The organism is Allobosea sp. UC22_33 (genome assembly GCF_042700715.1).
In the GTDB taxonomy this organism is placed as follows: Bacteria; Pseudomonadota; Alphaproteobacteria; order Rhizobiales; family Beijerinckiaceae; genus Allobosea.
This window is the reverse complement of the sequence record NZ_CP170556.1, coordinates 4,616,552-4,628,897: the sequence shown is the minus strand read 5'-3', so window position 1 is coordinate 4,628,897 and position 12,346 is coordinate 4,616,552. Positions and strand designations below refer to the sequence as shown.

11 protein-coding genes, 1 tRNA gene and 1 pseudogene are annotated in these 12,346 nt (G+C 67.5%); 5 read left to right on the top strand and 8 right to left on the bottom strand.

The annotated features are described in order from the left end of the window. The first annotated feature begins 8 nt into the window (after positions 1 to 8). Positions 9 to 84 (top strand) — tRNA-Ala (locus ACFJGT_RS22390). A gap of 95 nt (positions 85 to 179) precedes the next feature. Here ACFJGT_RS22390 and ACFJGT_RS22385 read toward each other — a convergent pair. Continuing rightward, positions 180 to 1,250, bottom strand: coding sequence for an Ldh family oxidoreductase (locus ACFJGT_RS22385; RefSeq protein ID WP_377842670.1), 1,071 nt, complete (start codon positions 1,248 to 1,250; stop codon positions 180 to 182). A 74-nt stretch (positions 1,251 to 1,324) separates the two neighbouring features. Beyond that, positions 1,325 to 2,336, bottom strand: a pseudogene (locus ACFJGT_RS22380) (amino acid ABC transporter substrate-binding protein). 183 nt (positions 2,337 to 2,519) lie between these two features. On the opposite strand from ACFJGT_RS22380, the gene ACFJGT_RS22375 reads away from it, so the two are divergent. The 3 genes from ACFJGT_RS22375 to ACFJGT_RS22365 are packed head-to-tail and all read left to right on the top strand — an operon-like array spanning position 2,520 to position 5,201. Further along, positions 2,520 to 3,320 carry an HpcH/HpaI aldolase/citrate lyase family protein gene (locus tag ACFJGT_RS22375; RefSeq protein WP_377842668.1) on the top strand — a complete coding sequence of 267 codons (801 nt, stop codon included), beginning with the start codon at positions 2,520 to 2,522 and terminating at the stop codon, positions 3,318 to 3,320. A 13-nt stretch (positions 3,321 to 3,333) separates the two neighbouring features. Continuing rightward, on the top strand, positions 3,334 to 4,257 hold the full coding sequence (locus tag ACFJGT_RS22370) for a hypothetical protein (protein WP_377842665.1): 924 nt from the start codon (positions 3,334 to 3,336) through the stop codon (positions 4,255 to 4,257). Between the two features lie 11 nt (positions 4,258 to 4,268). Then, the gene (locus ACFJGT_RS22365; protein ID WP_377842662.1) at positions 4,269 to 5,201 is read left to right on the top strand and encodes a DUF6282 family protein; all 933 of its coding nucleotides are present in this window, start codon (positions 4,269 to 4,271) and stop codon (positions 5,199 to 5,201) included. A gap of 65 nt (positions 5,202 to 5,266) precedes the next feature. Here ACFJGT_RS22365 and ACFJGT_RS22360 read toward each other — a convergent pair whose 3' ends face one another. The 5 genes from ACFJGT_RS22360 to ACFJGT_RS22340 form a co-directional block, all read right to left on the bottom strand. After that, positions 5,267 to 6,253: a Bug family tripartite tricarboxylate transporter substrate binding protein gene (locus ACFJGT_RS22360; RefSeq protein WP_377842658.1), complete on the bottom strand. Its 987-nt coding sequence runs from the start codon at positions 6,251 to 6,253 to the stop codon at positions 5,267 to 5,269. 84 nt (positions 6,254 to 6,337) lie between these two features. Further along, positions 6,338 to 7,141 (bottom strand): DNA-binding transcriptional regulator, encoded by an 804-nt coding sequence (locus tag ACFJGT_RS22355; protein WP_377842655.1) that lies wholly within the window; start codon positions 7,139 to 7,141, stop codon positions 6,338 to 6,340. Positions 7,142 to 7,232: 91 nt separating this feature from the next. After that, positions 7,233 to 8,216: an NAD(P)H-quinone oxidoreductase gene (locus tag ACFJGT_RS22350; protein WP_377842652.1), complete on the bottom strand. Its 984-nt coding sequence runs from the start codon at positions 8,214 to 8,216 to the stop codon at positions 7,233 to 7,235. Then, positions 8,213 to 8,854 (bottom strand): fumarate hydratase C-terminal domain-containing protein, encoded by a 642-nt coding sequence (locus ACFJGT_RS22345; RefSeq protein ID WP_377842649.1) that lies wholly within the window; start codon positions 8,852 to 8,854, stop codon positions 8,213 to 8,215. The genes ACFJGT_RS22350 and ACFJGT_RS22345 overlap by 4 nt, the downstream gene beginning before the upstream one ends. Further along, entirely contained in the window at positions 8,851 to 9,720 is an 870-nt protein-coding gene (locus ACFJGT_RS22340) for a fumarate hydratase (RefSeq protein ID WP_377842645.1), read from the bottom strand. The genes ACFJGT_RS22345 and ACFJGT_RS22340 overlap by 4 nt, the downstream gene beginning before the upstream one ends. Positions 9,721 to 9,954: 234 nt before the next feature. Here ACFJGT_RS22340 and ACFJGT_RS22335 point away from each other — a divergent pair, with 234 nt between their 5' ends. After that, a complete protein-coding gene (locus tag ACFJGT_RS22335) occupies positions 9,955 to 11,400 on the top strand; it encodes an aromatic amino acid lyase (protein ID WP_377842642.1) in 1,446 nt (481 codons plus the stop codon). A gap of 4 nt (positions 11,401 to 11,404) precedes the next feature. Here the strand turns inward: ACFJGT_RS22335 and ACFJGT_RS22330 are convergent, their stop codons facing one another. Continuing rightward, complete coding sequence (locus ACFJGT_RS22330) at positions 11,405 to 12,088, bottom strand: GntR family transcriptional regulator (RefSeq protein WP_377842638.1); 684 nt, start codon at positions 12,086 to 12,088, stop codon at positions 11,405 to 11,407. Positions 12,089 to 12,346: the final 258 nt, after the last annotated feature.

The following is a 12,346-nucleotide window of genomic DNA, read 5'->3' as shown; positions in this document are numbered from 1 at the left end:
AGCGCCTTGGGGCTGTAGCTCAGATGGGAGAGCGCTGCAATCGCACTGCAGAGGTCAGGGGTTCGAATCCCCTCAGCTCCACCAAGGCTTTTCATCACATGACAGGTTCGCGGCATCTTTTGTGATGCGGTTTGGTTTGCGGCTTGACGTCGCGTGCGGTGTCGGTGCGCTCCAAGCGTCTATTTCACGCCAGCATCGGCAAGGGCTGCGGGGATCGTGACGCCGAGGCGGCGGGCGTGACTCCGGAGCGCTTCGAGCGTGTCCTCCCCTAGGGATGTGAGGCCGCCGAAACCTTGGCGCGCCTGGGCTGCCCGGTCGCCGGGGATGCGGATTGCCGGGGCTCCCGGAGCGATCCGCGAGGTTCGGACCCGGTCGGCCAGGCCCGATGCTGCCGCCTCGAATTCCGCACGCGGCCGCAACCCGTCGATCCGGATCGCCAGGAACAGGTTTGCGCTGTCATAGGGGCGGGCCATGTCGCCATAGAGCGGCTGCACGGCCTCGCCCATGCCGCCGCCGGAGAGGCCGCCAGCGATGAGGTCGATCATCAAAGCTAGGCCGAAGCCCTTGGCTCCGGCTGCCGGCAGGAGCGTGCCCTTGAGCGCCTCCAGCGCGTCACGCGTCGGCAGGCCCTGCGCCGTCTGCGCCCAGCCTTCCGGGATCGGCTCGCCTTGGCCGGCCGCGAGCCTGATCTTGCCCATGGCACCGGCACTCATCGCGAAATCGAGGACGATGGGTTCGCCTTTGGTGGGAACCGCGATCGCGAGGGGATTGTTGCCGACGACCGCCTCCATTCCGCCGGGGGCGGGCAGCATCGGTCGGGTATTCGCCATGACGATGCCGATCTGCCCGGAGAGCGCGATCCTGCGGGCGAAGCGCCCGGCGGCGCCGAAATGGAAGGCGTTGCGGACGGCGACCAGCGCGATTCCATGGGTATCGGCGCGGGCGATGGCGATTTCGCAGGCGGCTTCCGCCGTGACCTGTCCCAGCCCGTTCCCGGCATCGAGTGTCAGGCGCGCGCCTTGATCGATGGCGATCTCGCCGGTGGCGCTGGGATCGACGGAGCCGCCCGCGATCCGGGCGAGATACATCGGCAGATGCAGCAGGCCGTGCGAGGGGAGGCCTTCGCTGTCGGCGTCGACGAGGGCTTCGGCCACGATGGCGGCGTTCTCGGACGGTGCGCCGGCTGCTTCGAGCAACGCGATGGCGAAGCTTTTCAGGACTTCCGCCGAATAGGTGTTCGAGACCGCCATTGGATTGTCCTTGATGCAAAGACGCCCGGCACGAAGGCCGGGCGTGGTCTCGTCAGGATCGTTGAGATCGGCGCTCAGCGGATCGGCGGGGCGTATTGCAGGCCGCCCTGGGTCCAGAGCCGGTTGAGGCCGCGTGCGATGCCGAGCTTCGAGCCGGTGCCGACATTGCGCTCGTAGACCTCGCCGTAATTGCCGACCTGCTTGACGATCTGCTGCGCCCAATCCGGCTTCAGCCCCATGGACTCGCCGAAATTGCCGTTGCTGCCGAGCAGGCGTTGAACCTCGGGAGAGCCGCTGGTCTTGAGCCCGTCGGCATTGGCGGAGGTGACGCCGAGTTCCTCGGCCACAATCATGCTGTAGAGCGCCCAGCGCACGATGCTGGTCCAGGCCTCGTCGCCCTGGCGCACGACGGGGCCGAGCGGCTCCTTGGAGATCAGGTCGGGCAGGATGACGTATTCGGCCGGGTTGACCAGCTTCAGCCGATAGGCGGAGAGCGCCGAGACGTCGTTGCTGAACACGTCGCAACGGCCGGATTCGAAGGCTTTCGCGACCTGATCGCCGGCTTCGAAGGCGACGCCCTCGTATTTCATGCCGTTCGCCCGGAAATAGTCGGCGATGTTGAGTTCCGTCGTGGTGCCGGTGGGCACACAGACCGAGGCGCCGTTCAGGTCCTTGGCCGAGGTGATGTTCGCGGACTTGCGGACCATGAAGCCCTGGCCGTCGTAATAGCCGATACCGACATAGCGCAGGCCCATCTGGGTGTCGCGCCCGAGCGTCCATGTCGCCTGCCGGGACAGGACATCGATCTCGCTGGTCTGCAACGCGACGAAGCGGTCCTTGGGGCTGAGCGGGGTGAAGCGCACCTTCTTGGCGTCGCCAAGCACGGCGGCTGCGACCGCGCGGCAGATATCGACGTCGAAGCCGCCCCAGAAGTCCCTTCTCGTCCGGCACGGAGAAGCCGGCCACGCCTGGGCTGACGCCGCAGACCAGCTCGCCGCGCGCCCGGACGTTCTCGAGCGTGCCGGCGGCGGCGGGCAGGGCGGTGGCGGCGAGCAAGCCGGCGAGCAGCAGGAGGCGCTTCTTCATTGCGATGGCCTTTCAGACGGTACGATCCGCCGTTTCGTTGATCCCGGCGCGATCCTGTCGGCTTTCTGACCCAGGGGCAGGCTTGCGTCGATGCATTTCGCAACGTGAAACGCGGTCAATTCCGGCCACGCCCGGCTGCACCTATGCCCATCATTGCGGCCATCGAAACCGGCAGGTCGCAGCATGCAGACTCCCGCACCGAACAGCTTCCGCCAGCGCCTGCTCGATGGCGCCTTCCTGGCCGGGAGCTTCATCAAGACGCCGACCGCCCATGCGACCGAAATCCTCGGGGCTTCCGGCTACGACTTCATCGTCGTCGACCAAGAGCATGCGCCGTTCGACCGCAATACGACCGATATCGCGCTGCTGGCGGCGCGGGCCGCCCGCATCGCCGGCGTCGTCCGCGTGCCCACGCTCTCGGCGGATGCCATCCTCTCGGTGCTCGATTGCGGCGCCGAGGGCGTGCTCGCGCCCCACATCGCCACGGTCGAAGATGCCGAGGCGCTGGTCGCGGCCTGCCGTTATCGCGGCGGCAAGCGCGGGTTCTCGGGCGTCACCCGTGCCGGGCGCTATGGCGGCTCGAAGATGTGGGACCTCGTCGATGCCTCCGACGCGGCCGTCGCCACCATTGCGATGATCGAGGACCCCTCCGCGCTGGAGCGGATCGACGCGATCCTCGCTGTCGAGGGGCTCGATGCCGTCTTCATCGGCCGCGGCGATCTCACGGTTGCCTTCGGAGCCCCGACCCGCGATGCGCCGGTCGTGCGCGACGCGGTCGATGCGATCTTCCGGGCCGCGAAGGCCGCCGGCAAGCCGGTCTGCGTGATGACGGATAATGGCGAGGAATCCGCCGCGTTTGCCGAGCGTGGCGCCAGCGCCTTCATCCTCTCTTCGGACCAGGGTTTTCTGCGCAAGGCCGCGAGCGACACCCTCTCACAGATGCAGGCCGCCCGGAGCCGGGTCGAAGCCGCCGCCAAGCGATAGGAGAACCGCACCCGTGTCCAGCTATCCTTCCAGCGATCCGCGCTCGCAACTGGCGGCACAGCCCGCCGCCAAGGCGCCGGCGGTCAAGGCCTATGCCGGGGCCGATTATGCCCGCTTCTATGCTGAGGAACCGCAGCAGGCCGGCAATGGGTTCAAGACCTGGATGGCGCGGGGACAGAACTTCATCGTCGCCTATTCCGATGTCGAGGCCGGTGCTGCGCTGGAACGCCCGGCGCAGCCCGACGAATATTGCCTGATCCTGCCCGAGGAGACGCTCGGCGCAACGATCACGGCCGGCGGCGAGACGGTCGAGGTTGCCGGCCGCTCGATCGTTTTCATTCCGCCCGGCGCATCGAAGGTGACGGTGGCCGGGAAGGGGCGCCTGATCCGCATCTTCTCCAGCGTGGCTCCCGATCTCGCCGCCGCCTGCTCGAATGCGGCCTCCTACGCAGCACCCCATGCCAATGTCGCGCTGCTCCAGCCCTGGCCGGAGCCGCGTGGGGGCTGGAAGATCCGTTCCTACAGCCTCGATGTCGATGCCGGCGGCACTGGGCGCTTCGGCAGCATCTTCCGCTGCACGACGCTGATGGTGAACATGCTCGATCCGCGTTTCGGCCTGCGCGACATCACCACGCTCTCGCCGCACCACCACGACGATTTCGAGCAGGGCTCGCTCGTGATCGACGGCGGCTATATCCACGACATCCGCTGGCCCTGGACGCCGGACATGCGCATCTGGCGCGAGGACGAGCACGAGCTGATGGCGGCGCCCTCGCTCACCGTGATCCCGCCGCCGTCGATCCATACCTCGCGCTCGGTCCTGCCGGGCCTGAACCAGATGATCGACATCTTCTCCCCGCCCCGCCTGGATTTCTCGCTGAAGCCGGGCTGGGTCATCAACGCCGCGGATTATCCGATGCCCGGCGAAACCGCGTGAGGGCCACGGACATGACCGCTACCGCCACGAATACCGACGCGCGCAGCCGCCAGATCGCCGATCTCCTGGTCGGCGCCGTCGACCTGCACTGCCATAGCGGCCCGGCCGCGATGCCGCGCATCCTCGACCACCACGAGGCGATGCTGGACGCCGCCGCGGCCAAGTTCCGCGCTGTCGTCTACAAGGACCATTTCTACCTTGGCACCGCGCACGCGATCCTGCTGGAGAAGCTTGTGCCGAATACCGGCGTGAGGCTGTTCTCCGGCATCGCGCTGAACAACGCCTCAGGCGGCTTCAACCCGCATGCGGTCGATCATGCGATCAAGCTCGGCGGCAAGATCGTCTGGATGCCGACGCTCTCGGCCAAGAACCATATCGACGTGCTCGCTTCAGGCGCGGTGAAGACCTTCCCCAAGACCGCGCAGAAGATGCTCGATCCGATTCCGCTGACGGCCTTCGGCCCTGACGGCAAGCTGATCGACGAGGTCAAGCAGATCCTCGACCTGATCGCCGAGGGCGACATCATCCTGGCCGGGGGCCATCTCTCGACCCCGGAACTCTTCGCCGTGTTCGAAGAGGGCAAGGCCCGTGGCGTGAAGAAGCTGCTCGTCAATCACCCGACCTACATGGTCAACCATTGCAGCGACGCGGAAATCCGCCACCTCGTCGACCTCGGTGCGGTGATGGAGCATTCGATCTGCATGTTCGTCGAGGGCAAATCGAAGAAGTTCGATCTGCCGGAGTTGCGCCGGGTGATCGAGGTCGCCGGCGTCGAGAACACCGTGCTCTGCTCCGATCTCGGGCTTACCGGCTCGCCGCGCCCGGTCGACGGCTATCGCGAGATCGTCGGCCACCTGCTCGACCTGCAGTTCACCGAAGCCGAGATCAGGCGGATGACCGGCGGCCATGCGGCGGAACTGCTGGGGTTAGATCAGGCCGCCTGAGGGCGGAACGAAAACGGCCCGGATCGCTCCGGGCCGTTCTGCTTTGGGTTGTGATTGCTTCGCGCTCAATCGAGCGAAATCCCCGCGGCCTTGATCACATCGGCCCAGCGGGCGATCTCCATGGCCTGTGCCGTCCGCATCGCCTCCCCGTCGCCGCTGCGGGCGCGCACGCCGATCACGGCAAGCTTCTCGCGCCCCTCTGCGCTTTCGACATAGGCGCGGGTGATCGCGGCGAGGCGCGACACCACCGGCTCGGGCAGGCCCTTGGGGCCGACGAGGCCGAACCACCCCGTTGTGTTCACATCCGGCAGACCGGACTCCGCGACCGTCGGCACCTCCGGTAATTGCGGCGCGCGCTGGTCGCTGGTGACCGCCAGTCCGCGGATCGCGCCGCTTTTGACATGGGGGATGTAGGCGGGGATGAAGTCGATCGCGACATTGACGACACCGGCCAGCAGGTCCGTCGCCAGCGGCGCAGAGCCGCGATAGGGCACATGCGTCATCTGGAAACCGGCCTTACGCTGGATCAGCTCGCCGATCATGTGGCCCATCAGGCCGAAGCCGGGGCTGCCGAAGGTGAGCTTGCCGGGATTGGCCTTGCCGTAGGCGACGAGCTCCGCAAAGGACTTGACCGGCAGCGAAGGATGCACCGCGACGATGCCCTGGACGTCGCCGAGCACGGCGATCGGCGAAAAATCCGCGAGCGGATCGAAGTTCAGCGTCTTGTAGAGCAGCTTGTTGGTCGCCAGCGGCCCGGAGGACGAGAACATCAGGGTGTAGCCATCCGGCGCGGCCCTGACCACGCTGGTCGCGGCGATGTTGCCGCCGGCGCCGGTCTTGTTCTCGACGACGAAGCCCTGGCCGAGCTCGCCGCGCAGACGCTCGGCCAGAAGCCTGGCGACCACGTCGGTCGAGGCGCCGGCCGGGAAGGGCACGACGATATTGGTGGCGCGGCTGGGCCAGGTATCGGCGAAGGCCGACCGGCTGCCTACCAGGACGCTTGCCCCGGCGATCCCGGCCATGAATCCACGACGTGAGAGCTGTCGCTCCATTGAATGCTCCTCCCCACGGCGTCACTGCGGACGCGTTGGGCGAAGACTAGGCGCGCGCCGTCGCGCGGCTGCGGAAATGGGGCGTCATTTCTCACCTTGAAACGCGACGCCCATGGATTGCGAGAGCGCTTCCAATTGCGCCTCGATGCTGGCGGCGGCCTTCTTCAAGGGATGGATGATGCGCGCCTTGTCCTCGGGATTGGCGACGGCCGTACGGAAGAAGGTGACGCCGAAGGTCGCGAGCACCCGTTCGCCGAGTTTGATCGGGACCGCGATCGTCGCCGAGTTGCGTGGCTCGACGGCGGTGTCCCGCTCGGTATAGCCGCGCCAGCGGGCCTGCGCGATCAGGCGCTCGATATCCTCGTCAGTCAGGCTGCTGTTCTCGCTGTCGGGAGAAGCGCGCATCGCGGCGAGCAGCACCGCGCGCTCCTCATCCGGGCAGAAGGCGAGATAGGCGCGCCCGAGCGCCCGCCCGCCGAGGCTCAGGCGATAGCCGAGCGTGGCATGGAAGGGCGAGATCGGGCTGTCGGGAATCGTGCTGAAGCGGACGATCACCGCGTCGTAATCGAGCAGGCAGACGGTGCAGGGCCACTTGATCTGGCGGGTCAGCGCCGTCGCCCAGGGGCGCGCGGCCTCGATCACCATCGGCGCGCCGTGGAAGCCCGAACTCAGTTGCGTGACCTGGGAGGTGACGAGATAGCCGCGCATGCGCTCGTCGCGGGTGACGTAGCCGGCGTCGATCAACGTTTCCAGCAGGCGCACGATGGTCGGCTTCGGCAGCCCGGTGCGGCGATGCAGTTCGCCCACGGTCGCCGGGCTGGAGCGATTGACCTCGGTCAGCAGGCGCAGCGCCTTGAGGACGGATTGAACGGGCGCGAAGGAGAACACTCTGCAGGTCCGGCGTGACGGCGACTAAGGCCGACACTAGTGCAGAACCCGCAGCGCTTGCTTGCAGTTTTTCAGGTCGCGCCTGCGACACTCAGCCCGGCATGGTCAGGACGACCTTGCCGATCTGCTCGCCGGCATCCATCAATGCATGCGCGTCGCGGACATCGGCCCAGTCGAAGGTCGCGCAGATATGGCTGCGGATCCTGCCGTCGGCGAGCAGCGGCCAGGCATGTTCCAAGAGCTTTGCCGCGATCCGGCCCTTATAGGCGGCGTCACGCGGGCGCAGCGTCGAGCCGGTCAGGGTCAATCGGCGGCGGACGATGTTGCGGACATTGACCTCCGCCGTCTGGCCGAGATGGCTGGCGATCAGGACAACGCGCCCGTCCGGCGCGAGGAGGCCGAGCTGCTTTTCGGTATAGGGGCCGGCCTGCGCGTCGAGCACGACATCGACCTTTTCCTTGCCGATCGCGGCCTCGATCTCGGCGACCCAGTCGGCGCGGTAATCGACGGCATGGTCGGCGCCGATCTCTAGGCTGACCGCGCGCTTCTCGGCCGAGCCCGCGGTCGCGATCACGCGGGCGCCCCGCAACTGCTTGGCGAGCTGGATCGCCGCCATGCCGACGCCGCTGGTGCCGCCCTGGACCAGCAGGGTCTCGCCCTCGGCCAGCCGGCCGAGCCAGATCACGTTGTTCCAGGCGGTGAAGAAGACTTCCGGCAGCGCGGCCGCCTGCTCGAAGGAGAATCCATCGGGCAAGGGCAGGCATTGCGAAGCAGGCACCGCGCAGAACTCGGCATAGCCGCCCCCGTTCGCGAGCGCGCAGACGCTGTCGCCGACCTTCGGCCATGTCACGTCGGCGCCGACGGCCTCGACCACACCGGCAACGTCGAGGCCGGGCAGGTCGGTCGCGCCGGGCGGTGGCGGATAGAGCCCGCGGCGCTGCTGGATGTCGGGGCGGTTCACGCCGGCGGCGCGGACGCGGATCAGCGCGTCGTTCGGGCCGAGTTCGGGCCGCGGGCGCTCGCCGAATGCCAGGACCTCGGGGCCGCCCGGCCGGGTGATTTCGATCACTTTCATCGCGATGTCTCGTCGTTGCCCGTCATGGGGTGAAGCGATTGAAGGATGTCGGGCATCCGCTCGCGCGCCGAAGCCATGAGGCGCTCATAGATCGAATTGCCGTGGGCATCGATGGCGACGATGACGGGCCCTAAGCCGTCGAGCCGGATGCGGTTCAGGCGGAACTGCATGATCAGGTCGGTCCAGGCGCAATCGGTCACGGCCTGGACGCCCTGGCTCAGCAGGGCCGAGGCACCGCCGACGAAGGAGAAATAGACGCAGCCGACCTCGCGCATCGCCTCGACGCTGTCGCGGCCGAGCCCGCCCTTGCCGCCGGTCGCGCTGAGACCCAGCGTCCGGATCAAGGTCGGCATCAGGTGGTCGAAGCGGCTCGACGTTGTCGGGTTGACGTAGTGCAGCGGGCCGGGGCCGTTTGCTGCCTCCTCATAGCTCACGCCCATATGGAAGAAGGCGCCGCCGCGCAGCGGCAGGGGCAATTCGCGGCCGGCCGCCAGCTCCGCGACCATGCGCTTCTGCGTGGGCATGCCGACGGTCGCGACCGCGTCGCCGTCGAGCAGCACGACATCGCCGAGCTTCAGCGATCGCGCGTCTTCGCGGGACAGGGGCAGGGTGAGGCGTCGGAGCGACGGGGTCGTCATTCGATCCGCTCCACCACGCCGGAATTATGGATGCGGGCCCGCGTGCGCCGGTTGATCCAGCAGTTGAAGGAGACCGCGACGGGGGTGAAGCCATGGCCCGAGGCGTATTCGATATGGACGCCGAAAGTCGTGGTCGAGCCGCCGACGCCCATCGGGCCGAAACCCATCCGGTTGACCGCGCGGGTCAGGCGCTCCTCCATCTCGGCGACCATCTGCTCGGGATTGCGCTCGCCGAAGGGACGCAGCGTCGCGTCCTTGGAGAGCTTGGCGGCGTGGTCGAAGGTGCCGCCGATGCCGACGCCGATGACGACCGGCGGGCAATGCTGGCCGCCCGCGCGCAGGACGAGTTCGAGGATGCAGCGCTCGATCTCCTCCAGGCTCGGGCTGACCAGCGTCTCGATCGCGGCCCAGCGCCCGCCGCCGAGCGCCTTGGGCGCGCAGGTGATGTCGAGATAGTCGACATCACCGATCAGCTCGCAGGAGACCAGCGGCATGTCCTTGCCGTGGAAGCTGCGCTCGTTCGTCAGCGGGTTGGTGACGAAGCGCAGGAGCGGCGGCTGGATCGTGCGGACGAGATCGGCGAAGCCGTCGACGATGGCCTGGCGGATATCGCCCTCCATGCGCACGCCGGAGCCGATCTTGAGCGTGTATGAGGGCACGCCGGCATCCGAGCAGAGGAACTTGCCGGTCTGCTCGGCGCGCTCGGCGCTGTCGAGCATGAAGGCCAGCGTCTGGCGGGCCTGCGGCTCGGTTTCGGTCGCGAGCGCCTTGCGGAATTCGGCCTTGGAGGATTCCGGGATACGGCGCAGCGACCAATCGTAGAGATTGGCGGTGACCTCCTTGACCAGATCGTAGGTGATCGCCATGCGCTCAAATCCGTTGCGATGGCGCCAAACTAGCCGATCCCGAGGGACCAGTCGGGCCGGCATACATCATTTCAATCCATGAAATGAAAGCGCTTCCCGACCGCATGCGCGTGCTTCCCGGCCATCACGGAATCGGTCAGAGCTGCGGAGCGCATGCGCGCTGAAGAACGAGCCGGGCGAGGGGAGTTGTCCAAACGCCGTGCGGTCTTGCTGGGGACGGAATTGCCATGAGCCATGTCGCTATTACCCGGTTTCGATCTGACGATCGATGGGCTCGTCCGCATTGCGCGTGACAAGGCACAGGTTTCCGTCACGGCGGAGGCGGTCGAGCGGATGAAGGCGGCCCGCGCCGTCGTCGACAATGCCGTGGCGCGTGGCGAAAAGGTCTATGGCGTCACCACCAGCGTCGGCGCCAAGACCGGCGTGCCGCTGGCGCCGGAGCGGATCGGTGAGTTCAACCGCCGCCTGCTGCTGACCCATAATGTCGCGCATGGGCCGCTCGCCCCGCATGAGGCGGTGCGGGCGATGATGGCGGTGCTGCTCAACGCGATGGCGAGCGGGCGCCTCGGTGTCCGGCCGCTGCTGGCCGAACGGCTGGCCGCTGCGCTCAACGAGGATCGCGGGATCGACGTCCATATCTGGGGTTCGATGGGCCAGAGCGACATGGCGCCGATCACCGATCTGGCGCTGGCGCTCTACTCCGATATCGAATTGCAGGCCGGAGAGGCGCTGGCGATGCTGAATTCGAGCGCACTCGCGCTCGGCACGGCGGCTCTGGCCATGGCCGATCTCCGCGACGTTCTCGACCAGTGGAGCCTGATCGCGGCGCTGAGCATGGAGGGCTTCGCCGCCAACCCCTCGATAGTCTCGAACGCCGCCTTGCAGTCGCGCCCCTTCGCGGGGCTGAAGCGGCACGGCGAGCGCATCCGGGGCTATCTCGCGGGCAGCTACATCTTCGCCAAGGGCGGGCCTCGCCATCTGCAGGACCCGCTGAGTTTCCGCTCGCTGCCTTTGCTCCATGGCACGGCAGCCGACAGCATGGCCTTCGCCTATGGCCAGGTCGAGGCGGAGCTGAGCGCCAGCCAGAACAACCCGATCGTCTCGATCGAGGAGCAGGCGCTGGTCTCGGTCGCCAATTTCGACACGGTCTCGCTGTCGATGGCGCTCGACATCGCGCGGCTCGGCTTCGCGCCGGTGATGACGAGTTCGGCCGAGCGTGTCGCCAAGCAGGTCGATTCCTTCTGGTCGGGGCTCACCGTCGGGCTGATCGAGGAGGATGGCGTCGGCCTGCCCGGCTTCAACGGGCTGGCGCAGTTCCACAAGGCGATCACCTCCGAGGCGCGCCTCGCGACGATGCCCGTCGTGCATGAACTCGCCAGCTCCAGCCATTCCAACGGGAATCTCGACCGGGCCGGCATGGCCGGGCTTGCGGCCCGCAAGACGGGGGAGGTCGCGGCGCTCTGCCGGTCGATCGCTGCAGTCGAACTGATGGTCGCGGCGCAGGCGGTTGATATCCGCAAGGCGACGCCGCTCGGTGCCGTCACCGGCAAGCTTCACGCGCTGGTGCGCGAGGCGGTGCCCTTCGCGGCGGCGGGCGACCGCGTGCCCCATCTCGACCCGTTGCTGCGGCATCTCGGGGAACGGCGCGGCACGATCCAGGCCATGCTGGACCCAACCTGACGCGTCAGGTCTCGCCGGCCTGTTCCGGCAGCCGCGAGATCACGCCGACGATCGGGCGCAGGTGCTGCTCGAGGATCGCCAGCGCCTTCTCCTCATCCCATTCGGAGAGGGCGGCGACCAGGGCGTGATGCTCTTTGCTGATGCGCGCGACGCGGGTCGGGTCGGTGCTGATCGCCGTCATCGCGACGCGCTGCTGGCGGGCGCCGAGCGACTGGTAGAGGTCCGACATCACGACATTGCCGAGCGCGGCGATCATGACGAAATGGAACTCGCGGTTCAGTTCGACGCGGTTGAAGTAGTCGCCCTGCGGCAGGCGCTCCAGCTCGGCGAGGATCGCGTGCATATCGGCGGGAAGCGGCAGTTCCTCGCGGCAGATGCGGCGGATCGCATGGCTCTCGATCATGCGCCGGGCTTCGTAGAGGTCGAGCAGCTCCTGCGCCGTCACCTGCCTGACGAGGGCGCCGCGGCGCGGCAGGAGATCGATGAAGCGCTCGGCTTCGAGGCGGTGGAAGGCCTCGCGGACCGGCGTTCGCGACACGCCCAGCGCCGAGGAAATCTCCTCCTCCTCGATGAAGCAGCCGCCGAGGAAGCGGCCACGCAGGATCTGCTCACGTACGTAGAGATAGACCCGTTCCCGGGTCGGCTTTCCGCGCAAGGCAGCCAGCTCGTCCTGTTCGATCATGGCCATCGACAACGCGCCCCTTTCGCTCTTCCATAGGGCTTTCGAGAGTAGACAACAAAAAATCCGCCACGTATACATGACGCATCAAGAGCGCGGCTCATCTGTTCGTCTACAGTGAAGCCGTGCCGGGGAACCGCATGACCGTGCACGCCACCATCATGACAGAGAGCCGGAAACCGGGCCGATCGGCCGGGTTCGCGGGGCCTTGTCGGATCGCTGGCGCGGTTATTGCTCGCGTCCGCCCGGCTCCGCCCTTCCCGCCAT

What these genes read in the sequence shown, in the direction of transcription:
- ACFJGT_RS22385 (WP_377842670.1), bottom strand. Translation starts at nt 1,250, where the DNA reads ATGGCGGTCTCGAACACCTATTCGGCGGAAGTCCTGAAAAGCTTCGCC.
- ACFJGT_RS22375 (WP_377842668.1), top strand. Translation starts at nt 2,520, where the DNA reads ATGCAGACTCCCGCACCGAACAGCTTCCGCCAGCGCCTGCTCGATGGC.
- ACFJGT_RS22365 (WP_377842662.1), top strand. Translation starts at nt 4,269, where the DNA reads ATGACCGCTACCGCCACGAATACCGACGCGCGCAGCCGCCAGATCGCC.
- ACFJGT_RS22360 (WP_377842658.1), bottom strand. Translation starts at nt 6,253, where the DNA reads ATGGAGCGACAGCTCTCACGTCGTGGATTCATGGCCGGGATCGCCGGG.
- ACFJGT_RS22350 (WP_377842652.1), bottom strand. Translation starts at nt 8,216, where the DNA reads ATGAAAGTGATCGAAATCACCCGGCCGGGCGGCCCCGAGGTCCTGGCA.
- ACFJGT_RS22345 (WP_377842649.1), bottom strand. Translation starts at nt 8,854, where the DNA reads ATGACGACCCCGTCGCTCCGACGCCTCACCCTGCCCCTGTCCCGCGAA.
- ACFJGT_RS22340 (WP_377842645.1), bottom strand. Translation starts at nt 9,720, where the DNA reads ATGGCGATCACCTACGATCTGGTCAAGGAGGTCACCGCCAATCTCTAC.
- ACFJGT_RS22335 (WP_377842642.1), top strand. Translation starts at nt 9,955, where the DNA reads ATGTCGCTATTACCCGGTTTCGATCTGACGATCGATGGGCTCGTCCGC.
- ACFJGT_RS22330 (WP_377842638.1), bottom strand. Translation starts at nt 12,088, where the DNA reads ATGGCCATGATCGAACAGGACGAGCTGGCTGCCTTGCGCGGAAAGCCG.